19 protein-coding genes are annotated in these 22,904 nt (G+C 71.0%); 12 read left to right on the top strand and 7 right to left on the bottom strand.

Annotation, left to right across the window (positions count from 1 at the left end; translation table 11 throughout):
• Positions 1-126: 126 nt before the first annotated feature.
• Genes RZ1_RS21185 through RZ1_RS21175 form a run of 3 tightly spaced genes read left to right on the top strand, consistent with a single transcriptional unit; the run spans position 127 to position 5,169 of the window.
• A complete protein-coding gene (locus RZ1_RS21185; protein ID WP_072814503.1) occupies positions 127-1,839 on the top strand; it encodes an IniB N-terminal domain-containing protein in 1,713 nt (570 codons plus the stop codon).
• Positions 1,840-1,894: 55 nt separating this feature from the next.
• Complete coding sequence (locus RZ1_RS21180; protein ID WP_072814482.1) at positions 1,895-3,721, top strand: dynamin family protein; 1,827 nt, start codon at positions 1,895-1,897, stop codon at positions 3,719-3,721.
• Positions 3,718-5,169, top strand: a complete 1,452-nt coding sequence (locus RZ1_RS21175; protein ID WP_072814481.1) for a dynamin family protein — start codon at positions 3,718-3,720, stop codon at positions 5,167-5,169. Before RZ1_RS21180 ends, RZ1_RS21175 begins: the two co-directional genes overlap by 4 nt.
• A gap of 1 nt (position 5,170) precedes the next feature.
• On the opposite strand, the gene RZ1_RS21170 is transcribed toward RZ1_RS21175, so the two are convergent.
• Positions 5,171-6,154: a putative endonuclease domain-containing protein gene (locus tag RZ1_RS21170; RefSeq protein ID WP_072814480.1), complete on the bottom strand. Its 984-nt coding sequence runs from the start codon at positions 6,152-6,154 to the stop codon at positions 5,171-5,173.
• A 363-nt stretch (positions 6,155-6,517) separates the two neighbouring features.
• Here RZ1_RS21170 and dnaK point away from each other — a divergent pair, with 363 nt between their 5' ends.
• Genes dnaK through RZ1_RS21150 form a run of 4 tightly spaced genes read left to right on the top strand, consistent with a single transcriptional unit; the run spans position 6,518 to position 10,601 of the window.
• Positions 6,518-8,359 carry a molecular chaperone DnaK gene (dnaK, locus tag RZ1_RS21165; protein ID WP_072814479.1) on the top strand — a complete coding sequence of 614 codons (1,842 nt, stop codon included), beginning with the start codon at positions 6,518-6,520 and terminating at the stop codon, positions 8,357-8,359.
• The gene (gene grpE, locus RZ1_RS21160) at positions 8,356-8,994 is read left to right on the top strand and encodes a nucleotide exchange factor GrpE (protein WP_072814478.1); all 639 of its coding nucleotides are present in this window, start codon (positions 8,356-8,358) and stop codon (positions 8,992-8,994) included. Before dnaK ends, grpE begins: the two co-directional genes overlap by 4 nt.
• Before the next feature lie 36 nt (positions 8,995-9,030).
• Positions 9,031-10,194, top strand: coding sequence for a molecular chaperone DnaJ (gene dnaJ / locus RZ1_RS21155; RefSeq protein ID WP_072814477.1), 1,164 nt, complete (start codon positions 9,031-9,033; stop codon positions 10,192-10,194).
• On the top strand, positions 10,194-10,601 hold the full coding sequence (locus RZ1_RS21150; RefSeq protein WP_072814476.1) for a heat shock protein transcriptional repressor HspR: 408 nt from the start codon (positions 10,194-10,196) through the stop codon (positions 10,599-10,601). Before dnaJ ends, RZ1_RS21150 begins: the two co-directional genes overlap by 1 nt.
• A gap of 74 nt (positions 10,602-10,675) precedes the next feature.
• Here the strand turns inward: RZ1_RS21150 and RZ1_RS21145 are convergent, their stop codons facing one another.
• From RZ1_RS21145 to RZ1_RS21125, 5 genes are all read right to left on the bottom strand, one after another.
• On the bottom strand, positions 10,676-11,059 hold the full coding sequence (locus tag RZ1_RS21145; RefSeq protein WP_238072230.1) for a TetR/AcrR family transcriptional regulator: 384 nt from the start codon (positions 11,057-11,059) through the stop codon (positions 10,676-10,678).
• 7 nt (positions 11,060-11,066) lie between these two features.
• On the bottom strand, positions 11,067-12,440 hold the full coding sequence (gabT, locus tag RZ1_RS21140; RefSeq protein WP_072814475.1) for a 4-aminobutyrate--2-oxoglutarate transaminase: 1,374 nt from the start codon (positions 12,438-12,440) through the stop codon (positions 11,067-11,069).
• A 118-nt stretch (positions 12,441-12,558) separates the two neighbouring features.
• A complete protein-coding gene (locus RZ1_RS21135) occupies positions 12,559-13,236 on the bottom strand; it encodes a TetR/AcrR family transcriptional regulator (protein WP_307718287.1) in 678 nt (225 codons plus the stop codon).
• Positions 13,233-14,012, bottom strand: coding sequence for a Fic family protein (locus RZ1_RS21130; RefSeq protein ID WP_072814473.1), 780 nt, complete (start codon positions 14,010-14,012; stop codon positions 13,233-13,235). Before RZ1_RS21130 ends, RZ1_RS21135 begins: the two co-directional genes overlap by 4 nt.
• A complete protein-coding gene (locus RZ1_RS21125) occupies positions 14,009-14,911 on the bottom strand; it encodes a putative nucleotidyltransferase substrate binding domain-containing protein (protein ID WP_169918028.1) in 903 nt (300 codons plus the stop codon). The genes RZ1_RS21130 and RZ1_RS21125 overlap by 4 nt, the downstream gene beginning before the upstream one ends.
• 143 nt (positions 14,912-15,054) lie before the next feature.
• On the opposite strand from RZ1_RS21125, the gene RZ1_RS21120 reads away from it, so the two are divergent.
• From RZ1_RS21120 to atzF, 5 genes are read left to right on the top strand one after another with little or no spacing between them, the layout of a single operon-like run.
• Positions 15,055-16,590, top strand: coding sequence for an amino acid permease (locus RZ1_RS21120; protein WP_072814472.1), 1,536 nt, complete (start codon positions 15,055-15,057; stop codon positions 16,588-16,590).
• A 26-nt stretch (positions 16,591-16,616) separates the two neighbouring features.
• Positions 16,617-17,459: an urea amidolyase associated protein UAAP1 gene (locus tag RZ1_RS21115; protein ID WP_072814471.1), complete on the top strand. Its 843-nt coding sequence runs from the start codon at positions 16,617-16,619 to the stop codon at positions 17,457-17,459.
• Complete coding sequence (locus RZ1_RS21110; protein ID WP_072814470.1) at positions 17,456-18,103, top strand: urea amidolyase associated protein UAAP2; 648 nt, start codon at positions 17,456-17,458, stop codon at positions 18,101-18,103. The genes RZ1_RS21115 and RZ1_RS21110 overlap by 4 nt, the downstream gene beginning before the upstream one ends.
• A complete protein-coding gene (locus RZ1_RS21105) occupies positions 18,100-20,106 on the top strand; it encodes a 5-oxoprolinase/urea amidolyase family protein (protein ID WP_072814469.1) in 2,007 nt (668 codons plus the stop codon). The genes RZ1_RS21110 and RZ1_RS21105 overlap by 4 nt, the downstream gene beginning before the upstream one ends.
• A complete protein-coding gene (gene atzF / locus RZ1_RS21100; protein ID WP_072814468.1) occupies positions 20,103-21,842 on the top strand; it encodes an allophanate hydrolase in 1,740 nt (579 codons plus the stop codon). The genes RZ1_RS21105 and atzF overlap by 4 nt, the downstream gene beginning before the upstream one ends.
• On the opposite strand, the gene RZ1_RS21095 is transcribed toward atzF, so the two are convergent.
• The gene (locus RZ1_RS21095) at positions 21,820-22,809 is read right to left on the bottom strand and encodes an LLM class flavin-dependent oxidoreductase (RefSeq protein WP_072814467.1); all 990 of its coding nucleotides are present in this window, start codon (positions 22,807-22,809) and stop codon (positions 21,820-21,822) included. The two genes, atzF and RZ1_RS21095, sit on opposite strands and share 23 nt — an antisense overlap.
• Between the last annotated feature and the right edge of the window lie 95 nt (positions 22,810-22,904).

Below are 22,904 nucleotides of genomic sequence, written 5' to 3'. Positions count from 1 at the left end.
AGTCCCTATCGCGGGTCGATCCCCTAATGCGCCGAAGCGGCCAGATGGGGGTGCCGACCCCCTTGGTTGCGGGGGTCGGGGGTTCCTAGCGTCGAAGGCAGTTCCCGAATGCTCAAGGAGATTGCGATGTCCAACGCTGTGCTCGACTTCATCCTCGCCCTGTTCCGCGACCAGGACGCCCTGGCCCGCTACTGCGAGAACCCCGACGCGGTGCTCGCGGAAGCCGGACTGGCCGACGTGTGCCACGCCGACATCGTCGCGGTCGCACCGCTGGTCGCCGACACCGGCCTGTTCGCGGGGTCCGCCGCCGACCTGACCGCCGCCCTGACCGGGGCAGGCACGCTCGCGGGAGGTGCCGCTGCCGGTCTCGTCGGTGGTGCCGGTCTCGTGGGCGGTGCCGGACTGGGAGCCGCTGCCGGGCTCGGTCTGGGCGCCGGTGCCGGTCTCGGTGGTGGTCTGGGTCTCGGCGGAGGTCTGGGTCTCGGTGGCGGTCTCGGCGTGGAGGCCGGAGCCGAGGCGGACGGGGGCCTGGACATCGGCACCGGTCTCGACCTCGGTGCGGCGAGCGATCTGGCCGCCACCCTCGGAGCTGTGCTGCAGGTGGGCGGGCAGGTCGGCGTCGCCCTGGGCGATGCCGTCGGATCCGTCCTCGACGCCACGCTCGACCTCGGCGGAGCCATCGATTCCGGCGCCGACCTCGGCGCGGCGGTCTCGGGTGCGCTCGCCGGCGGTCTCGGTCTCGACCTGGGCGCCGCCGCCGACCTGAGCGCTGCGCTCGACGCCGCCCTCGGTGCGGCCGGCGGGGTGACAGCCGGTGTCGGTGCGGATCTCGGGGCGAACCTCGGCACCACCCTCGGGGCGGTCTTCGGAGCCGGGGGCGATCTCGGCGGCCAGGTGGGCCTCGCCCTCGGAGGCCTGCTCGACACGGCTCTGTCCGCGGGCGGCGACTTCGCCACCGCGGTCGACGCCGCGGTGGGCGGCGGCGCGGACCTCGGTGTCGCGGTCGGCACCTCGCTGGCAGGCGCGCTCGGCGCCGGAGCGGAACTCGGCGGCTCGCTCGGCGGTGCCGTCGGTTCTGCTCTCGAGCTCGGTTCTCTCGAACTCGGCGCCGACCTGTCCGCCGGTGTGGATGCCGGTGCCGACGTGTCCGCCACGGTGGACTCGCTGTTGCAGGCCGGCGACTCGCTGTTGCAGGCCGGCGGCGATGCCGGGGCCGGGCTGGGCCTCGACCTCGCGACAGGGGTGTCGGTCGGTGCCGACGTGGCCACAGACCTCGGTACGCAGCTCTCCACCACCCTCGGCGGTGGCCTGGAGGCCGGTGCCGACCTGACGGGCGGCCTCGTCGCCGACAGCCAGGTTGCGGTCGGTACCGCGGCGGAGCTCGGTGGGCAGCTCACCGGTGACCTGTCCGGCACGGTCGACGGTGCCGTGCACGGTGCGGCCGACGCCGCGGCCGGCCTGGCCGGTGGAGTGTCCGGTGCCGTGGACGGCGCGGCGACCGGTGCGGCGGATCTCGGGGCGGGAGTCTCGGGTGCCGTCGGTGGGGCAGCGGACCTCGGCGCCGGTCTCGGCGCCGACCTGGGCGCGGGCCTGCAGGGCGCCGCGGATCTCGGGGCCGCCCTGTCCGGTGGTGTGCAGGGAGCATCGAACGCGTGGTCGTCGCTCGACGCCGGCGACGTGTTCGGCGACGCCGCGGGCACCGGCGGCCTGTTCGACTCCTCGCTCGGAGGCAACGGGCTGTTCGTCGGCGGATCGAGCCAGGTCGGTCCCGGCGCCACCGACGTCTCCGGAATCAGCGACGTCTCCGGTCTCACCGACGTCGACGACTTCCTGAACTGATCCGGATCGTCGTAATCTCCACAGTCCACGACAGAAGGCGAGCCGTCGCAGCATCATGCAGAACACACCGGTCGACCCCGCACCACGCCGCGCCGCGCTTGCCGAACTCGTCGACGAGGCCACCGAACACACTCGTGCCGCCGGTCGCGGCGACCTTGCCGCCAGGCTCGCCGCGACCCGCACCCGGGTGGTCGACCCGCGGCTGCGCGTCGTCGTCGTGGGGTCGCTGGGCCAGGGCAAGAGCCGTTTCGTGAACTCCCTGCTCGGGTTCGACGTGTGTTCGGTGGGCGACGACGAGACGACCGCGGTCCCGACCCTCGTGCAACACGCGGCCGAGGCATCTGCCGAACTGGTGGTCGCCGACGCCGGCGCCGAGCCACAGCGCGTACCGATTCCGCTCGGCGAACTGCGCGATGCCGGCCCGGGCAGCGTCCACGCGGGCGGTCGCGAGATCCGGCGGCTCGAGGTGAACGTGCCGAGCCCGCTGCTCGCCGACGGACTCGTCTTCATCGACACCCCCGGCGTCGGCGGGCACACGAATCCGCACACGTCGGCGACGCTCACGCTGCTGTCGTCCGCCGACGCCGTGTTCGTCGTCTCCGATGCGAGCCAGGAATTCACCGCGCCGGAGCTGAGTTTTCTGCGGCAGGTCCGGACGCTGTGCCCCGCGGTCGCGGTGCTCGTCACCAAGACCGACCTGTATCCGCACTGGCGGGCGATCGTCGACGCCGACCGTTCCCACCTGCAGCGCGCCGACCTCGACGTTCCGCTGCTGCCGGTGTCGTCGCTGCTGCGCGAGCATGCGCTTCGACTCGACGACGAGTCGCTGCACCGGGAGTCGGGCTTCGCGGCCGTCTACGACCACCTGCGCGACCGGGTCGTCGTCCGCGCTGCCGACGACGACCGGCGCGCGGTCGCGCACGAGGTCGCGGTCGTCGTCGAACACGTCGCGCTGGGGGTCGCCGGTGAGCTTGCGGCACTGCGCGACCCGGATGCCGGGGCAGCCGCCGTCGAGGACCTGGTCCGCGCGAAAACCGCGGCCGAGGCGCTGCGTGCCCGCGCGGCCCGCTGGCAGCAGACCCTCGCCGACGGCATCACCGATCTGGCCGCCGACATCGACCACGACCTGCGGGACAGGCTGCGGCACGTCACCCGCGACGCCGAGGCCGCGGTCGACGAATGCGATCCGGGGACGCAGTGGCCTCGGCTCGGTCAATGGCTCGCCGAACAGGTCGCGGAATCGGTCGGGGACAACTTCGTGTGGGCGCACGAACGGTCCACCGCGCTCGCCGCGACCGTCGCCGACCTGTTCGTCGCGGACGGGTCGACCCGGTTGCCGCATCTGCATCTGGCCGACCTCGACTCGCTGTTCGAACCGGTCGATCCCCTCGCGAATCTCGACCCCGGCCGGATCGGCGCGGGCCAGAAGATGCTGGTCGGGATGAAGGGCTCGTACGGCGGTGTCCTCATGTTCGGTCTCGTCACCACCTTCATGGGCATGGCACTGATCAACCCGGTCTCGATCGGCGCCGGTGTCGTGCTGGGCACCAAGGCATATCGCGACGACAAGCAGGCCCGGGTCGCGAAGCGACGTCTCGAAGCGAAGGCCGCGATCCGGCGGTTCACCGACGACGTCGGCTTCCAGGTCGGTAAGGAATCGAAGGATCGGCTGCGGTCGATCCAGCGTCAGCTGCGCGACCACTTCACCGAACTCGCGGACCAGACGCTGCGTTCCGTCTCGGAGTCGCTGCGGGCTGCGCAGGAGGCTGCGACGCTGGAACAGCAGCAGCGGCAGCGGCGCACCGCCGAGCTCGAGGAGAACTTGAAAATACTTGTCGCCCTGAGGGATCGGGCACGGGAACTGGCGGGAGCGCAAGCATGAGTGCAGTACCGGGCGGAGCCGGGCAGTTGATCGCCGAGGCCCGGGGGGCCTACGGCCGCGACCCGCGGGTCGCCGCGCAGCTCGCGGAATGCGAAGCGCGGCTGGCGCAGCCGCTGCGGGTGGCGTTGGCGGGCTCCCTCAAAGCCGGAAAATCCACACTGCTCAACGCCCTGGTCGGCCAGGACATCGCCCCCACCGACGCGACCGAGTGCACCCGCGTCGTCACCTGGTACCGCAACGGGGCGACCCCTGCGGTCACCGCCCGCTACGACGGGGATCGCATGCTGCCGGTGCCACTCCAGCGCCGGGACGGCCGGCTCACATTCGACCTGGGAGATCTGACCGCCGACCGCATCGACGGCATCGACGTCGAATGGCCGGCGCGGGCACTGCAGCAGACCACGATCATCGACACCCCGGGCACATCGTCGCTCTCGCAGGATGTCTCGGCCCGCACGCTGGACCTCCTCACGCCGGACGACGCCGCGTCCGGCGCCGACGCCGTCGTGTATCTGATGAGGACGCTCGGCGCGGCCGACGTGCAGTTCCTCGACCGCATCGGCCGGCACGTCGGGGGCGAGTCCGGACCGCTCGGCGTGATCGGCGTCGTCTCCCGGGCCGACGAGATCGGTGCCGGACGCGCCGACGCGATGATGTCGGCGAAGGACGTCGCGTCCCGCTTCGCCGGTGAACTCGAACGCACCGGGCTGTGTCAGGCCGTCGTTCCGGTCGCGGGCCTGCTCGCGCTCGGCGCGCGTACCCTCCGCGAACGCGAGTTCGCCGCGTTCGAGGCGCTTGCCGCGGTACCGGCCGCGGACCTGCAGGTGGCGATGCTGTCCGTGGACCGTTTCTCGCGGCCGGACATGCCGCTGCCCGTCGACCCCGCGCTGCGCGCGCAGCTCGCGGACCGCTTCGGGCTCTTCGGCATCCGAATGGCCGTCGCGCTCGTGCAGCTCGGCGTACGCGACTCCCCGACCCTCGCCGCGGAACTGCTCGCGCGCAGCGGACTCGACGAGCTGCGGAACGTGATCGACGTCCAGTTCGGCCAGCGCGCCGACCAGCTCAAGACCCATTCGGCGTTGCTGTCGCTCGGGCGGGTGCTGCGGGCGTGCGGCGACCGGCACCTGCTGGCGTCGGTACAACGGGAACTCGCCGACGGTCACGGGTTCGTGGAACTGCGCCTGCTCGGCCGGTTGCGTTCGCGTCCGGTCTCGCTCGGGGACGCGGAGCTGTTCGAGCTGCAACGCCTCGTCGGTGGTTTCGGCATCGGGGCCCGGCAACGGCTCGGGCTGCCCGACGACGCGCCCACGCCGCAGGTCCGTGCCGCGGGTGTCGCGGCGGTCCGCGCGTGGCGCGCGCGAGCCGAGCATCCGTTGCTGGACCCGTTCACGGCGAGAGCGGCGGCGGTGGCGGTTCGCAGCGCGGAAGGTGTGCTCGCCGGCGTCTGAGTCAGCCGCGCACGGGATGGATAGCGGCGCGTGGCGTGCGCCGCGCGGGTGTCTTCGCCGTCGGTGGGTGTGGGTGGCGGGCGCGTTCGACGGCCCGCGCGAAGCGATCCGCGACGACGTCGAAGCGGAACAGCTCGGGCCACGTCCACCGCACGACCTCGAACCCGAGGTCGTGGATCGCGTCCTCCCGCAGCTTTTCCCGGCGGACGGATTCCGCCGTCGACGCGGGATCGCCCGCTCCGTACTTGCCCATGCCGTCGAACTCGCCGACGACCCCGAGTTCCTCCCGGAAGAAGTCGACCCGCGCGACGAACGTGCCGTCGGGAGTGAACAACTCGCGTTGCAGGTTCGGCTCGGGGATCCCGGCCGACCGGAGCCGGAGCCGGCCGAGCGATTCGCCGGGGCTCTCGCTGCGCCCGTCGAGAAGTGCGACGACGCGGCGCGCCGACGCGACACCGCAGCGCTGGGCGGCGGCGTCGAGCGCGCCCGGGATCCCATGAGCGCGGACGGATGGATCCGCAGCAGCGAATCCCCGGCGATCACCGCCTCGTCGACGGTCAGCGACCGGGCGAGGTCGACGATCGTGCGCGCGGGCGCGGTGACCGCCGCCGCGCCGGCGACGAAGATCTCGTCGCGCGCGAGCGGTGCCGTGTGGACGTGGAGGTGGTCGGTGCGGCGACCGCCGGACCTCCGGTCGCGGGTGACGTGAATGCGCGACAGGCGGGGGTTCCCACAGGTCGGCGCCGTGGAACAGGGCGGCGGTGACGTGGCTGAGCACGGCGTCGCCACCGAGCGCGTGCTGCACGCACCGCGCGCGGACACGGTGCCGGGCGACGTCGTCGAGCCCGTCGGCGTCGGCTCGCCGCAGGTACGCACCGGGCGCGACCGGAGCGAGTGCACCGCTGCGCAATGCCTGCCGCAGTTCGTCGGCGGTGATGCCGGAAGCGAGCAGGTCGGATCGGAAGATCGGTGTCGGATCGGTCATGCCGTCAGCGTGGCTGTGCTTCCGGTGCTTTCGGGGCGGTCCGGCGGCGATCGGCCCGAATCTGTGGATCGATCGGCTACCTGTGGACAACCCGACCCGGGACCCCGTCGGCCGGAGCCGCCGACGGTGGAGACGGCGAGCGTGGAAGTGATCTGCATCACCTTTCGGAACAAAGTCCCAAGGGTTGCAGTTGGACCAATCGACAAACTTGAGCGTGATAAGCTCAACTTGGACTTGACGACGGATTCCGTCGGGGTGCAAGCTTGAGTGGACTTCGCTCACCTGAGTCGAACAGGCTCAGGGTTCGGGCATGCAGGTCCGCGGTGCAACGACGTACCGCGGCGAGAAAATTGGAGGAGAATTATGGCTCGTGCGGTCGGCATCGACCTCGGAACCACCAACTCGGTCGTTTCCGTTCTGGAAGGCGGCGAGCCCGTGGTGGTCGCCAATTCCGAGGGTTCCCGCACCACCCCGTCGATCGTCGCTTTCGCGAAGAACGGCGAAGTTCTGGTGGGGCAGCCCGCCAAGAACCAGGCGGTCACGAACGTCGACCGCACCATCCGTTCGGTCAAGCGCCACATCGGCACCGACTGGACCGTGGCGATCGACGACAAGAAGTACACGTCGCAGGAGATCAGCGCCCGCACGCTGATGAAGCTCAAGCGCGACGCCGAGGCGTACCTCGGTGAGGACATCACCGACGCCGTCATCACCGTCCCCGCATACTTCAACGACGCTCAGCGTCAGGCCACCAAGGAAGCCGGCACCATCGCCGGTCTCAACGTCCTGCGCATCGTCAACGAGCCCACCGCCGCGGCCCTCGCATACGGCCTCGACAAGGGCGAGAAGGAACAGACCATCCTCGTCTTCGACCTCGGTGGTGGCACGTTCGACGTGTCCCTGCTCGAGATCGGCGACGGTGTCGTCGAGGTCCGCGCGACCTCCGGCGACAACCACCTCGGTGGCGACGACTGGGACGAGCGTGTCGTGAGCTGGCTCGTCGACAAGTTCAAGGCGCAGAACGGCATCGACCTGACCAAGGACAAGATGGCCCTGCAGCGTCTGCGCGAGGCTGCGGAGAAGGCGAAGATCGAGCTGTCCAGCTCGCAGAGCACCTCCATCAACCTGCCCTACATCACGGTCGACGCGGAGAAGAACCCGCTGTTCCTCGACGAGCAGCTGACGCGCGCCGAGTTCCAGAAGATCACCAGCGATCTCCTCGAACGCACCCGCGCCCCGTTCCAGCAGGTCATCAAGGACGCCGGCATCGCGGTCGGCGACATCGACCACGTCGTCCTCGTCGGCGGCTCGACCCGTATGCCCGCCGTCACCGATCTGGTACGCGAGCTGACCGGTGGCCGCGAGCCCAACAAGGGCGTGAACCCGGACGAGGTCGTCGCCGTCGGCGCCGCCCTGCAGGCCGGTGTCCTCAAGGGCGAGGTCAAGGACGTGCTGCTCCTCGACGTCACCCCGTTGTCCCTCGGCATCGAGACCAAGGGCGGCGTGATGACCAAGCTCATCGAGCGCAACACCACCATCCCGACCAAGCGGTCCGAGACCTTCACCACGGCGGACGACAACCAGCCGTCCGTGCAGATCCAGGTCTTCCAGGGTGAACGCGAGATCGCCGCGCACAACAAGCTGCTCGGCTCGTTCGAGCTCGGTGGCATCGCCCCGGCTCCGCGCGGTGTCCCGCAGATCGAGGTGACCTTCGACATCGACGCCAACGGCATCGTGCACGTCACCGCCCGCGACAAGGGCACCGGCAAGGAGAACACGATCAAGATCCAGGAAGGCTCCGGCCTCTCCAAGGAAGAGATCGACCGGATGGTCAAGGACGCCGAGGCGCACGCCGAGGAGGACAAGAAGCGTCGCGAGGAGGCCGAGGTTCGCAACCAGGCCGAGTCGCTCGTGCACCAGACCGAGAAGTTCATCAAGGACAACGAGGACAAGGTGCCCGCCGACGTCAAGACGAAGGTCGAGGCTGCCGTCAAGGAAGCCAACGACGCTCTCGCCGGCTCGGACATCGCCGCGGTGAAGGCCGCCGTCGAGAAGCTCGCGACCGAGTCGCAGGCCCTCGGCCAGGCCATCTACGAGGCGCAGGGTGCCGAGGGTGCTGCCGCCGGTGACGGCGCGGCCGCAGGTGCCGACGATGTCGTCGACGCCGAGGTCGTCGACGAACCGACCGATTCGGACAAGAAGTGAGTGCCGAAAGGCCCGAGCAGGAGCCGGTGACCGTCACCGACAAGCGACGGATCGACCCGGACACCTTCGAGGTGCGCGACGCGGATGCCGAAGCGCAGGTCATCGAGGTGGAAACCGAGTCGGCGGCTCCCGCTGCGGGAGACGAAGCAGCACTGACTGCCGAGCCGTCGCCGGAGACGGCCGAACTCGCCGAGCGCACCGCGGATCTGCAGCGCGTCACGGCCGAGTACGCCAACTACCGGCGCCGCATCGAGCGGGAGAGGGTAGCTGCGATCGAAGGCGCCAAGGCGTCGGTGGTCGGCCAGTTCCTCGACCTGGTCGACGACCTGGATCGGGCCCGCGCCCACGGCGACCTCGAGGCAGGACCGATGAAGGCCCTGAGCGACAAGCTCACCGGCATTCTCACCGGCCTCGGCCTCGAGGGGTTCGGCACGGAAGGCGATCCGTTCGAACCGGACCTGCACGAGGCGGTTCACATGGAAGGCGACGGCAATCACCCCGTCCTCGGGACGGTCCTCCGCAAGGGGTACCGGCTCGGCGACCGCGTGCTGCGGCACGCGATGGTGACCGTCACCGACGGCGACCCGAACGACACTCCGGCGCAAACGTCGCCGGACGGGTCGGGCACCGAGTAAGAAACAGTCAAGTACTGCGAGAGGAGGAGACGCCCGGTGAGCCAGCGGGAGTGGATCGAGAAGGACTTCTACAAGGACCTGGGCGTCTCTTCCGACGCATCGCAGGACGACATCAAGAAGGCGTACCGGAAGCTGGCGCGGGATCTGCATCCCGACGCCAACCCCGGTGACGCCGCCGCCGAGGAACGTTTCAAGGCGGTCAGCGAGGCCAACGCGATTCTGTCGGATCCGGCCAAGCGCAAGGAGTACGACGAGACGCGTCGGCTGTTCGCATCCGGCGGATTCGGTGGCGGCGGCTTCCACCCCGGCGCCGGTGGCGGATTCACCAGCACCAACTTCGACATCGGCGACCTGTTCGGCGGCGGCGCCTCCGACGCTGGTCTCGGTGACCTGCTGGGTGGCCTGTTCAACCGCGGTGGCGCCGGCGGCACGGCTCGCACCCGCCCGCGCCGCGGCAGCGACGTCGAAACCGAGACAACCCTCGACTTCCGCGACGCGGTGCAGGGCGTGACCGTGCCGTTGCGGCTGACCAGCCCCGCGCCGTGCACCAGCTGCCACGGCAGCGGAGCGGAGCCGGGCACCAGTCCGCGGGTGTGCCCGTACTGCAACGGCAGCGGCATCGTTTCCCGTAACCAGGGCGCGTTCGGCTTCTCGGAACCGTGCGACGACTGCCGCGGCACCGGATCGATCATCGACAACCCGTGCGGGGACTGCCGGGGCACCGGTATCCAGAACCGGACCCGCACCATCACGGTCCGCGTCCCCGCGGGCATCAAGGACGGTTCCAAGGTCCGTCTCGCCGGGCAGGGTGAGGCGGGATTGCGCGGCGCCCCGTCCGGCGACCTGTTCGTCACCGTGCACGTGCGCCCCGACAAGGTGTTCGGCCGCGACGGCGACGACCTGACCCTCGTGTTGCCGGTCAGCTACGGCGAACTCGTCCTCGGGGCCACCGTGTCGGTCCCGACCCTCGACGGTCGTGTGGGCCTGAAGATCCCCGCCGGCACCGCCGACGGCCGGGTGCTGCGCGTGCGCGGCCGCGGTGTGCCCAAGCGCGGCGGCGGCAGCGGCGACCTGCTGGTCACGGTGAAGGTCGCGATCCCGCAGCACCTCGACGACCAGGCCGTCGACGCCCTGCGCATCTTCCTGCATGCCGAACAGACCAGCGGCTTCGATCCGCGTGAGGGATGGGCAGGTGCATGATGCCGGAACCGAGGCAGTCGCGTGACCAGTCCGGCGACCCGGACGCGCGCGTCTACGTGATCTCCGTGGCGGCGGAACTGGCCGGGATGCACGCCCAGACACTGCGCAACTACGACCGGCTGGGCCTGGTCACCCCGCACCGCACCAGCGGCGGCGGTCGCCGGTACTCGCCGCGCGACGTCGAACTGCTGCGCGAGGTCCAGCGTCTGTCGCAGGACGAGGGCGTGAACCTGGCCGGTATCAAGCGTGTCATCGAACTGACCAATCAGGTCGAGGCACTGCAGCATCGCGTCGCGGAACTGTCCGCCGAGGTCACCAAGCTGCGCAGCGCCCGCCGCGACCTCGTCCCGATCCCGCGCAGCAACGCCCTCGTCGTGTGGAAACCCCGCCACCAGCGCGACTCCTGATCGCCCCCGCCGCTGAATCCGGGTGGCGGGAACCACGTTCCGGGGCCGGGTGTCGACGGTTGCGGGGATGAGGCTCACCGGGGGAGCAGTGCCGGAACGACGAAGGCGCGCAGCTTCGTCCTGACCCGGTCGGGGGCGTTGTCGTCGGTGCCGTATTGGCTGATGTACATGATCTCGAGTTCGGCGATCCACTCGGACAGCAGCCGCAGGTCCAGGTCGGCGCGGATGTTCCCCGCGGCCTGCTCGTCGGCCAGGACCGGTCCCCACAGCTCGTGGGTCAATTCGACCGCGCGACCCGACTCGTTGAGCAGCTGGATCGACAGTGCCATCGTCTCGGGGGAGACCAGCCGGTTCACCATCGGGTCCAGGTGGCCCTTGCGGATGTCCTGGCAGATGCCCTCGACGATGCGTTCCTCGACGGTCGGCCAGCGGGTGATGCGTGCGCGGGCCCGGTCCATGCGCGGGTCATCGGGCGCCCCCTTCCTGAGGGGCGGCCCCGCGGACCGCTTCTTCGAGCACCCCGAGAGCGTCGACGAGCAGTTCATCGGGAATCACCAGCGGCGGCAGCAGCCGGATCACGTTGCCGTACGTGCCGCACGTGAGCAGGATGACGCCCTGGGCGAGCGCGGCGGCGGCGATTGCGGCGGTCGCGACCGGGTTGGGTTCGCGGCTACCCGGCATCACGAACTCGATCGCGAGCATCGCCCCGCGTCCGCGCACCTCCCCGATGATGCCGACGTCCTCGGCCAGCGCCTGCAACCGCGGCAGAGCCACCTCGGCGATGTGCCGCGCACGTCCGGGAAGATTCAGGTCGCGCATCCGGTCCAGCGTCGCGAGTGCGGCCGCGCACGCGATCGGGTTCCCACCGTAGGTGCCGCCGAGTCCGCCGACGTGCACTGCGTCGATCAGGTCGGCGCGCCCGGTGACCGCCGCGAGCGGCAGGCCGCCGGCGATGCCCTTGGCGAGGGTCATCAGGTCGGGTACGACCTCCTCGTCCTCGCACGCGAACCAGTTGCCGGTGCGGGCGAACCCGGTCTGCACCTCGTCGGCCACGAACACGACGCCGTTGGCGCGTGCCCAGTCGGCCAGCGCCGGAAGGAAACCGGGTGCGGGCACGATGAACCCGCCTTCGCCCTGGATCGGTTCGATCACGATCGCGGCGACGTTGTCCGCGCCGATCTGCTTCTCGATTTGGGTGATGGTGCGGCGCGCGGCCTGCTCGCCGGTGCCGGGGGTGCCGTCGTAGCCGAGTCCTTCCCGGAAGGGGTACGACATCGGCATCCGGTACACCTCGGGTGCGAACGGACCGAAACCGTTCTTGTACGGCTGATTCTTCGCGGTCAGCGCCATCGTCAGGTTCGTGCGGCCGTGGTAGGCGTGATCGAACACGACGACGGCGTCCCGCCCGGTCGCGCAGCGCGCGATCTTCACCGCGTTCTCGACCGCTTCGGCGCCGCTGTTGAACAGCACCGTGCGCTTGGGGTGAGCACCGGGGGTCAGCTCCGTGAGCCGCTCGGCAACCTCGATGTACCCCTCGTACGGGGTGACCATGAAACACGTGTGGGTGAACCGGCCGACCTGTTCCCGAACTGCTTCCACCACAGCGGAATCGGAGGCGCCGACGCTCGTGACCGCGATCCCGGAACCGAGGTCGATCAGGGAGTTCCCGTCGACGTCGACGATCACGCCGCCGTCCGCGTCGGCCACGTACACCGGGACGGTGGAACCCACCCCGGCGCCGACCGCCCGCCGGCGCCGTTCGGTGAGCGCCACCGATCGCGGACCGGGCAGGGAAGTGCTGAGGCTGCGCTGCTGTGGCAATCGGTAGTCGATGGTCATCGTGGCGTCCCTCGGTCGATGCTGCGGTGTGGTTCCGGGGCAACCTCGACGATATCGGCGCAGACCCGGTTCCGGGGGAAGGGAACCGATATTCGGTCGATCCGGGTGATGGGGACCTTCACCCGGTGGCGGGGGTGCGGTGGGCGACGACCAGCGCGGTACCGGCGTCTCGGAGAGCGTCGGTGGGTTCGAGACCGAGGATTCGCAGGGAACTGTCGGCGAGGAGCCGAGCGGACGTCGGCAGCGGGCCGTCGGCGGGAGCCGTGATGGCCGGGTCGTCGGCGCGGATCGCGATCACCGATTCGGTGACCCGCACCGGCAGCCCGCACCGCGGATCGTTCGGATCCGACACCGCCCGCGCCGCGAGAGTCCGGTAGATGCCGTGCAATTCGCGGCGTTTGGCATGAAACACGGCCAGTCCCGGTGCGTCCGCCTCCGGAATCAGGTACAGCCGGCCGAGATTCGAGCGGTCCGTGAGCAGATTCCACGAGTCGCCCGCGGTCAGGGCCCACAGGAGCACGGACGGATCGCCGCCCAGGTCCGCGAGGGTGCGCGCATAGTGCAGCGACGGTTCGACCGTCGAATCGAGCAGTGCCGCGAGGATCGATTCCTTGGTGGGGAAGTGGTGGTAGAGCGACGCCTGCCGGATACCCACCGACTCGGCGATCGCGCGTGTCGACGTCGCGGCGAAACCACGAGTGACGAACAGTTCGCCTGCGGCATCGAGGATTTCCTCGCGACCCGACGCGCCGGGGCGTCGGCGCTCGACGAGGCGCGGTCGTCCGGGTCCGGTCACGATGTCTCACTCTGCCACACCCCGGCGACCCGCTCGACGACCGGCACGAACGGCTCCGCCGGGACCCGATGGTTGCCGTCCGCGGCGGCCATCGCCGCGCGCGAGGCGCCCATCCACGCGGTGCGGTCGACACAGCGCAGATCGAACGGCAGCCCGGCGCGGCGGGCCAGAACCGTGAGCAGTGTCGTCGCGGTACGACCATTTCCCTCTCGGAACGGATGCACGGCAACGAGATCCGCGACGACCGCCGCCGTGGCAGCGATGAAATCGGTGTGGCAGACGGCGGCGACCGCATCCTCGAGCGCCGCCATCCGGGTGGCGAGCCGGGGAACCGGCAGGAACCTCGCGTCGCCCTTGCGTAGATCGACGATGCGCTGCTGCCCCGCCCACGGATAGACGTCGCCGAACAGATGCTGGTGGATCGACGTCACGAGGGGGACGTCGGGCGCGACCGTCCCCAGGTGGATCTCGACGAGTCGCGCCGCGCACACGCGATGCTCCGCCTCCGCCAGTGCGACCGGGTTTGCCAGACCGATCCCGTTGCGCAGCACCGTGGTTCCCCGCACGTAGTAGGGGCGGTAGCGGCGCAGCAGGCGGGGTCGCTGTTCACTCGGATCGAGCGCGCGCGCCGCCGCGACCGCGGCGGCGATGTATCCGCCCCGTCCGAGCGCCCCGGTCGCGAACGCGGTGAGTGCGGCGCGGGCGTCGCCGTCGGGCCGCCAGCCCTCGAGTTCCTGGGCGTGCACCGCCTGCGCGACGGCGTCCTCGGCGTTCACGACCGGTCCGGGCGGCTGAACGAGGACGCGGACAGCCGATAGTCCAGCACCCGCTGGATCCCGGCGACGGTGCGCGACACCCACCGGATCGTGGCGCGCTCGGCGGGCCGGAAGGCGCTCAGGGGTGCAGGTCCGTCGCCTCCGCTGCCGTCGAGGGCCCGCCGGGTGACGATGTCGAGGATCTCGTGGTGGCAGCGGCGCAGGTCGGTGATCTCGTCGGGCTCGAGCAAGTCGCCGGGCCGCGCGCCGTCCAGACGCTCCCCGGTGGTGTGCCCGCCGGTCCCGCCGGCCAGCGCCACCCAGCGGGCGATCTTGCGCACCGGGGTCAGCAGGTCCTGCTTGAGGTCGACGCTCGGGGCGGGGACCAGCGGAAGTGCCGGGCGCACGTGCGGCCGGTGGGCGAGCGCGTCGGACAGGACGGCGTTCAGGCAACGCGGATGCGTACGCAACGCGGCGGTGAGCACATCGGTCAGGTCGGGGTCCGGACCGTCCTCGAGCGGGCGCGCGTCGGCGAGCAGGCCGATCATGACGACGCCGCGGTCCTCGTGCGGGTCCGCGGTCCAGCGGGTGACGGCGTCGCGCCATTCGTCGGGGGTGCGGCGCAACCGTCGTCGCATCGGGGTGGCGCCGTTCGGGTCGGCTCGGAGGCCGGGCAGATCCAGCGCACCGAATCCGCGGTCCGGGGTGGCGGTGACGGCGAGGGCGTCGAGGTCGGATCCGGGCAGCGCCTCGCCCCGACCGAGGCTGCCGGTGACCCACACCTGCGCGTCGGTGCGCCCGGCCAGCGCGGTGCGCAGGTCGTCGACGCACAGCCGCGACCACTCGGCCGCGAGGTGTTCCGACGTTGTGCCGCGGGCGAATTCGGAGCGCAGGCGCGCGAGGTCGGTGGGGGTGGGCATGCAGCGATAGTGGCACATCCACGCCGCGTCACATGTTCGCAACACAGGTAGCCGATTCGAAACATCGCCGTCACCGCACAGGAATGCGCCCCCTTAAAACTGTCACCCGACAGGTTTTGACGGCTGCGCGAATCGAGGACCCCATGGCATTGACCACGCCCACCGCCGCGCCACCCGACAAGGGCGGCGACGCGGGAGATCTCGCCGAATTCGGATACGAACAGCAACTCCACCGCTCGCTCGGGAAGTTCGCCTCGTTCGCGGCCGGATTCTCGTTCGTCTCGATCCTCACCACGATCTTCCAGTTGTTCGGCCTCGGCTTCGGGTTCGCCGGACCGGCCTTCTTCTGGACCTGGCCCGTCGTGTTCGCCGGCCAGTTCCTCGTCGCCCTGTGCTTCGCCGAACTGGCCGCCCGCTACCCGCTGTCCGGGGCCGTCTACCAGTGGTCGCGGCGTCTCGGCGGCGAGGTGCTCGGCTGGTTCGGCGGCTGGTTCATGATTCTCGCGCAGATCGTCACCGCTTCCGCCGCCGCGATCGCCCTGCAGGTCGTGCTGCCGGCGGTCTGGTCCGGTTTCCAGATCATCGGTGAGGACACGTCGCTCACCTCGCCCAGCGGTGCCGCCAACGCCGTCCTGCTCGGCACCGTCCTTCTCGTCGTCACCACCACCGTCAACAGCGTCGGCGTGCGCTGGATGGCGCGGGTCAACACCGTCGGCGTCGTCTGCGAGATCGTCGGTGTCGTCGCCGTCATCGGCGTGTTCTTCACGCACGCCCAGCGCGGCCCGCAGGTCGTCTTCGACACGGGCGTCCACGAGGGTCAGTCCGGATACGGCTGGGCATGGATCGCCTCCGGCCTGATGGCCGCGTACGTCATGGTCGGCTTCGGCTCCGCCGGCGAACTCGCCGAGGAGACCCGCGATCCCCGCCGCGTCGCACCCCGCACCATCCGCATGGCGCTGAGCGTGTCCGCGCTCGGTGGCGGCCTCATGATCCTCGGCGCGCTCATGGCCGCGCCCAGCCTCACCGACGGCCGCCTCGCCACCGAGGGTCTGCCATACGTGCTCGACACCGTCCTGTCCTCGCCCTGGGGCACCGTGCTGCTCGTCGACGTCGCGATCGCGATCCTCATCTGCACACTCGCCATCCAGACCGCCGCGTCCCGCCTGATGTTCTCGATGGCCCGCGACGAGCGCCTCCCGTTCTCCAAGGCCCTCGCGACCGTCAACCGCCGCACCGGCACCCCCATCGTCCCGGCCATCGTCGTCGGCCTCGCCTGCGTCGCGGTGCTGCTGCTCAACGTCGGCAACTCGGCGATCTTCTCGACGCTGGCGAGCGTGTGCATCATTGCGATCTACCTCGCCTACCTGCTCGTGACCGCGCCGATGCTGTACCGGCGGCTGACCGGCGGCTGGATCTCCGGCGCCGGCGGCACCGACGCCGAGGGCCGGCCCCTGTTCTCCCTGGGCCGCTGGGGTGTCCTCGTCAACGCGGGGGCCGTCCTCTACGGGCTGGTCATGGTCGTGAACCTGTCGTGGCCGCGCGCCGAGATCTTCGACCCGGCGGGTACCACCCCGATCCTGCGCTGGGCCGGGCCGATCTCCATCGTCGCGATCGTCGCCCTCGGGATCCTGTGCTTCCCCCGCGGCCGGATACACCCGCGGCCCGTCCGCCCGCTCTGACCGTCCGCATCCTTCGAGGAGTCACCATGACCGCCACCACCACCGCAGCCCGCGACCACGCCCGCTCCCAGGCCGGGCGGCACGACGTCCCGATGCCCGTCGTTCCCGCCTCCGCCTGGCCGAACCCGCCCGTCGACGCCGCGGACATGGTGTGGGCCGAGACCGTGCCCGGCGGCCGCTACACCTCGAAGGTGCTCGCCCGCGGCACCCGGCTGCGCCTGACCGACCTCGACGGCCGAGGCTGCGCCCACCTGATGCTGTGGCGCGCCGACGCCCCGTGGGAGCGGCTCAACGTCGCCGACACCGTCAAGGTGCCGTGGCAGGCGTACCTCGGCGTCGACCACCCGCTGCTCGACGACCAGGGGCGAGTGCTCGCGACGATCGTCGCCGACACCTCCGGCCGGCACGACGCGCTGTGCGGCACCACCACCGCCGCCGCCAACACCGCCCGCTACGGCGACGGTTCGGTGCACTCCGGCGCCCCGGCCGGGCGGGAACTGCTCACCCTCGCCGCCCTCAAACACGGCCTCGGTCCCCGCGACGTGGCCCCGACCGTCTCGTTCTTCCACGGCGTCCGGATCGCCGACGACGGCAGTGCGATCGCCACCGGAAACGCCGGTCCCGGAGCGAGTGTCGAACTGCTGCTGCATCTTCCGCTGATCGTCGCGGTCGCGAACACCGCGCACCCGCTCGACGAATCGCCCACCTTCGACACCACCACTATCGAACTGCTCGCCTGGCGCGCCCCCGCCGACCTCGCCGACCTCGCCGCGCGTGCCCCCGGAATCGGCCCCGAATACGACCGCGCGCACCGCAACACCGAGGACGTCCACACCGCCGCCCTGCCGACCGAAGGAGTCGCACGATGACCACTGCTCCCGCACCCCTCGTCCCCGGCGCCGTGATCCTCGACGAGACGGTCGCGCCCCGCGGACCGTGGTCGGCGCTCGTCGCCGCCGGGGACGTTCTCACCATCGTCGACCTGTACGGAAACCAGGCCGTCGACACCCTCTTCTACGGCGCCCCCGACACCGCGATCCGGTACAGCGCGCAGGCCACCATCGCCGCGCAGCGCTCGCTGTTCCTGACCACCGGATCGGTGATCCGCGACCAGGAGGGCAACCCGATGATGACGATCGTCGCCGACGAGGTCGGCAACCACGACACCATCGGCGGCGCCTGCTCGCAGGAATCGAACACCCTGCGCTACGGCCACCACACCCGCCACCAGCATGCGTGTGTCGAGAACTTCCTGGCCGAAGGCGCGAAACACGGCCTCGGTAAACGCGATCTGGTCGGCAACGTCAACTTCTTCATGAACGTGCCCGTCGACCCGGACGGCACCCTCGGCATCGTCGACGGACTCTCCGCGCCCGGTCGCCGGCTCGCGCTGCGCGCCGAGATCGACACCCTCGTGCTGGTGTCCAACTGCCCGCAGATCAACAACCCCTGCAACGGATTCGACCCCACCGCCGTGCAGATGATCGTTACCCGACCGGAGGCCCGACCGTGAGCGCGACCTGCACCGTCCTGCGGCCCGGACCGCTCACCACCGTCCAGGACTGGCCCGGACGCGTCGGCTACTGGAAGATCGGCGTCCCGCCGTCCGGCCCGATGGACGACCTGTCGTTCCGGCTCGCGAACCTCGCGGTCGGCAACGCCGAGGGCGCCGCCGGACTCGAGGCAACCATGGCCGGCCCGCGCCTGCGCTTCGACGCCGAGACCACGGTCGCGGTCACCGGCGCGGCCGCCGCGGTCACCGTCGACGGCCGTCCGGTCCCGCAGTGGACGCCCGTCACGGTCCCGGCCGGCGGCATCCTGGACGTCGGCGCCGTCACCGGTGCGGGTCTGCGCCTCTACATCGCCGTCGCCGGCGGCCTCGATGTCGACCCGTACCTCGGGTCCGGCGCGACGTTCACCCTCGGCAAGTTCGGGGGCGTCTCCGGGCGGGTCCTCGCCGAGGGTGACGCACTGCCGCTCGGTACGTCCACCGGAACGCCCCGGCGCCTCACCGCCGAGGAGATCCCCGCGATCGGCCACGACTGGACCGTTGCCGTCACCGAAGGACCGCACGGCGCACCGGAGTTCTTCACCCGCAACGACATCGACACCCTCTACGGCACCGCGTACACCGTGCACCACAACTCCGACCGCACCGGCATCCGGCTCATCGGACCCAAGCCGACGTGGGCGCGACCCGACGGCGGCGAGGCCGGACTGCACCCGTCGAACATCCACGACACCCCCTACACGGTCGGCACCCTCGACTTCACCGGCGACACCCCGATCCTGCTCGGCCCCGACGGACCCAGCCTCGGCGGTTTCGTCTGCCCGGTCACCGTCGTCACCGCCGATCGCTGGAAGATGGGGCAGCTCGCCCCCGGCGACCGCCTGCGGCTGGTCCCGGTACGTGCCGCAACAGTGGCCTCGCCCAACGTGTTCGGCCCGGCCCGGCGCGCGGCGGTGCCCGTCGTCGGCGGTATCGGCGACGGCGACGACGGCGTGCTGCACCGCGGCGCGACCGCCGACGGCACCACGTCGGTGACGGTGCGCCGCAGCGGCGACGACAACATCCTCGTCGAGTACGGCACCATGTCGCTGGACCTGGTGCTGCGGGCCCGCGTCCACGCGCTGCAGACCGCCCTCGAACGGACGGGGCTGCGCGGGCTCGTCGACCTCACCCCCGGAATCCGTTCCCTGCAAGTGAAATTCGATCCGACGGTGACGAGTACCGGATCGGTGCTCGGCGCGGTCCTCGAGACGGAGGCGGCGCTGCCCGCCGCGGACCGGCTCGTCGTCCCCAGCCGCACCGTGCGGCTGCCGCTGAGCTGGGACGACCCCGCCACGCGGCTCGCCACCGAACGCTACATGCACGGCGTGCGCGCCGACGCCCCGTGGTGCCCGTGGAACATCGAATTCATCCGCCGCATGAACGGCCTGGATTCGGTCGACGACGTGTACAAGACCGTGTACGACGCGTCCTATCTCGTGCTCGGCCTCGGCGATGTGTATCTCGGTGCGCCCGTGGCGACTCCGCTCGATCCCCGGCACCGGCTCGTCACCACCAAGTACAACCCGGCCCGGACCTGGACCCCGGAGAACGCGGTCGGGATCGGCGGCGCGTACCTGTGTGTCTACGGCATGGAAGGGCCCGGCGGCTATCAGTTTGTCGGCCGCACCACCCAGGTGTGGAATCACCGATTCCCCGAAGGGGCAGGCGGATTCGAACCCGAACATCCGTGGTTGCTGCGGTTCTTCGATCGCATCTCCTGGTACCCGGTCTCCGCCGAGGAACTGCTCGACCTGCGCGCCGACACCGCCGCCGGCCGCGGCCTCGTCGACATCACCGAGGGGGAATTCTCCCTCGCCGAGCACCTCGCCTTCCTCGACCGCGAGGCCGACTCGATCGGCGTGGTCCGCGCGAAGATGGAAGCGGCCCGCGACGAGGAACGCGCCCGCTGGGAAGCCGACGGCGAACTCTCCCGCGGCACCCGGCTCGGGACGGCGGCGGCATGACCGACCGTGTGGCACAGGCCTATGCTCGACTGCGCGAGGCGGACCGGCCCGAGGTGTTCGTGCACCTGCGTGACGAAACCGAGGTCGCCGTCGAGTACGCCGAATCGGTCCGTCGCGGTGGGGAACTCGCCGGTGTTCTGCTGGCGGTGAAGGACAACGTCGACGTCGCGGGGCTGCCCACGACCGCCGCGTGCCCCGGCTACAGCTACGTCCCCGACACCGATGCCGCCGCCGTCGCGGCGCTGCGCGCGGCCGGCGCGGTCGTCGTCGGCAAGACCAACCTCGACCAATTCGCCACCGGGCTCGTCGGCACCCGCAGCCCGTACGGCGCGGTCCGCGACGCGCGGCGACCCGAGTACGTGTCCGGCGGGTCGTCGTCGGGGTCCGCCGTCGCGGTCGCGCTCGGGGTCGTGGACATCGCGATCGGCACCGACACCGCCGGATCCGGCCGGGTCCCGGCCGCGTTCCAGGGGATCGTCGGCATCAAACCGACGGTCGGGACGGTCGCGACCGAGGGCATCGTACCGGCCTGCGCGAGCTACGACTGCGTGACGATCTTCGCCCGCGACCTCCCGTCCGCCGAACGAGCGGTCGCGATCATGGCGACCGCCCCCGGTGGCCGGCCGTGGGCCGCGGACGTGCCGTTGGCTGCGGCGCCCGGTGCCGCGGTCGCGGTGCCCCGCGACCTTCCCGAACTCGACGAGCGGTGGCGCGCCGCCTTCGCCGCCGCCGCGGTGCGGGCACGGGCGGCCGGGTTCCGGATCGTCGAGATCGACCTGGACGACTTCCTCGCCGCCGCCCGGCTGCTGTACGACGGGGCCTTGGTCGCCGAACGGTGGGCCGCCGTCGGCGAGTTCGTCGACGCCGCCGCACGGGGAGCGGGGCTGGATCCGGTGGTCGCGGGGATCGTGCGCGGCGCGGCCCGGTTCTCCGCCGTCGACCTGCTGCGCGACCGCGCGACCCTCGCCGAACTCCGCGACCGGGCGATGACCGCCTGGGGTGACTGCGCGGCGCTGCTGGTGCCGACCGCCCCGTTCCACCCGACGATCGCGCAGGTCGAGGCCGATCCCGTCGGGGTCAACTCGCGGCTGGGCACGTACACGAACTTCTGCAATCTGTTCGACCTGTGCGCGGTCGCGGTGCCGGCCGGTGAGGTCCGCGAGAGCGACGGCAGCACAGCGCAGTTCGGGGTGACGGTGCTCGCGCCGGCCGGACACGACGCGGTCGCGGCGGACGTGGCGTCGCGCCTGGCCGGAGCGCCGCGCGATCTGTCGACGCCGTCGTGGCCGGAACGTGCCGGGGCGCAGTCGTTTCCGCTGATCGTGTTCGGTGCGCACCTGCACGACCAGCCGCTCGCCGGTCAGCTCACCGCGCTCGGTGCCCGCTGGGCCGGACCGGTCTCGACGGCACCGGAGTACCGGATGACCGCGTTGCCGACGCAGCCGCCCAAGCCCGCGGTGGTGCGCTGCGCGGACGGCGGCGCGTCGTTGGAAGGAGAGCGGTGGGTCTGCTCACCCGCCGCGCTCGGCCGCTTCCTGGCCGCGCTGCCCTCCCCGATGGGTCTGGGCTCGGTGCAGCTGGACGACGGCACCTGGGAGACCGGGTTCGTGTGCGGCGACGACGCCGCATCCGCCGCCCGCGACATCACCGCCGCCGGCTCCTGGCGCACCCACCTGGCCGCGACCCTCGTTCAGCACAGCACCCGCGGGGGAGTCAGGCGGGGACGAGGCCGCTGACCTCAGCGAGCAACTCGAGCGAACGGAGCCACGCGGTGCGGCCCGGTGCCGACGAGACCACGATCAGTTCGTCGGCCTGGGCACGCTCGGTGAACGCGTCCAGGTATTCACGGACCTCGGTGGGGTTGCCGACGGCGGTGTAGTGCAGCATCTGCATCACCTGACGGCCGGCGGGGGAGTCGAGCAGCAACTCGACCTCCTCGTCGGTGAAGCTGCGACCACGCCCGACCATCTGCACGACGCGGTTGCGTTTGGTGGCCTCGAACAGATCCTGGGCCTCTTCGGTGGTGTCGGCGGCGATCACCCCGACACCCGCGATGACGTACGGCTCGGCGAGTTGCTCGGACGGCTGGAACTCACGCCGGTACAGCGCGACCGCGTCCTCGAGGGCCTGCGGCGCGAAATGGGACGCGAAGCCGTACGGAAGGCCCAGCAGCGCAGCGAGTTTCGCGCCGAACAGGGACGATCCGAGAATATAGAGCGGCACATCGGTGCCCTTGCCGGGGATCGCGTCGACGCCCGGGATGCGGCTCTGTCCCCGCAGGTACGCCTGCAGTTCCAGCACGTCCTGCGGGAAACTGTCCGCCGACGACGGATCACGCCGCAGCGCACGCAGCGTGTTCTGATCGCTGCCCGGCGCTCGGCCGAGTCCCAGATCGATCCGCCCCGGATGCAGCGACGCGAGCGTGCCGAACTGCTCGGCGATCGTCAGCGGCGAATGGTTCGGCAGCATGATCCCACCGGCACCGAGCCGGATCGACGACGTATGCGCGGCGATGTGCGCGATCAGCACACTCGTCGCCGACGACGCGATCGACGGCATGTTGTGGTGCTCGGCGTACCAGATGCGCCGGTAACCCCATTCCTCGGCGAGCTGCGCCATTCGCACGCTCGCGGCGAAGCTGTCCCGCGCGGTCTCACCCTTGCCGATGTGTGCCAGGTCGAGGATGGAGAGGGGAACGGTCACCGGGAATCCTTCGCGTCACGGCCCGGGATCGGACGCCGGGCACACCTCTGATGCACAACCGGACACAGGCGGCAGGTATTCCTGCCGGCCGTTCA

Source organism: Rhodococcus zopfii NBRC 100606 = JCM 9919 (assembly GCF_001895025.1).
Classification (GTDB): Bacteria; Actinomycetota; Actinomycetes; order Mycobacteriales; family Mycobacteriaceae; genus Rhodococcus; species Rhodococcus zopfii.
Note: the sequence above shows the minus strand (reverse complement) of the source record. Positions and strands in the feature narration are given on the sequence as shown.

Excerpts from the sequence above, each read along its gene's own strand:
- RZ1_RS21185 (WP_072814503.1), top strand. The coding sequence starts at position 127 with ATGTCCAACGCTGTGCTCGACTTCATCCTCGCCCTGTTCCGCGACCAG.
- RZ1_RS21180 (WP_072814482.1), top strand. The coding sequence starts at position 1,895 with ATGCAGAACACACCGGTCGACCCCGCACCACGCCGCGCCGCGCTTGCC.
- RZ1_RS21175 (WP_072814481.1), top strand. The coding sequence starts at position 3,718 with ATGAGTGCAGTACCGGGCGGAGCCGGGCAGTTGATCGCCGAGGCCCGG.
- RZ1_RS21170 (WP_072814480.1), bottom strand. The coding sequence starts at position 6,154 with ATGACCGATCCGACACCGATCTTCCGATCCGACCTGCTCGCTTCCGGC.
- dnaK (WP_072814479.1), top strand. The coding sequence starts at position 6,518 with ATGGCTCGTGCGGTCGGCATCGACCTCGGAACCACCAACTCGGTCGTT.
- RZ1_RS21150 (WP_072814476.1), top strand. The coding sequence starts at position 10,194 with ATGCCGGAACCGAGGCAGTCGCGTGACCAGTCCGGCGACCCGGACGCG.
- RZ1_RS21145 (WP_238072230.1), bottom strand. The coding sequence starts at position 11,059 with ATGGACCGGGCCCGCGCACGCATCACCCGCTGGCCGACCGTCGAGGAA.
- gabT (WP_072814475.1), bottom strand. The coding sequence starts at position 12,440 with ATGACCATCGACTACCGATTGCCACAGCAGCGCAGCCTCAGCACTTCC.
- RZ1_RS21125 (WP_169918028.1), bottom strand. The coding sequence starts at position 14,911 with ATGCCCACCCCCACCGACCTCGCGCGCCTGCGCTCCGAATTCGCCCGC.
- RZ1_RS21120 (WP_072814472.1), top strand. The coding sequence starts at position 15,055 with ATGGCATTGACCACGCCCACCGCCGCGCCACCCGACAAGGGCGGCGAC.
- RZ1_RS21115 (WP_072814471.1), top strand. The coding sequence starts at position 16,617 with ATGACCGCCACCACCACCGCAGCCCGCGACCACGCCCGCTCCCAGGCC.
- RZ1_RS21110 (WP_072814470.1), top strand. The coding sequence starts at position 17,456 with ATGACCACTGCTCCCGCACCCCTCGTCCCCGGCGCCGTGATCCTCGAC.
- atzF (WP_072814468.1), top strand. The coding sequence starts at position 20,103 with ATGACCGACCGTGTGGCACAGGCCTATGCTCGACTGCGCGAGGCGGAC.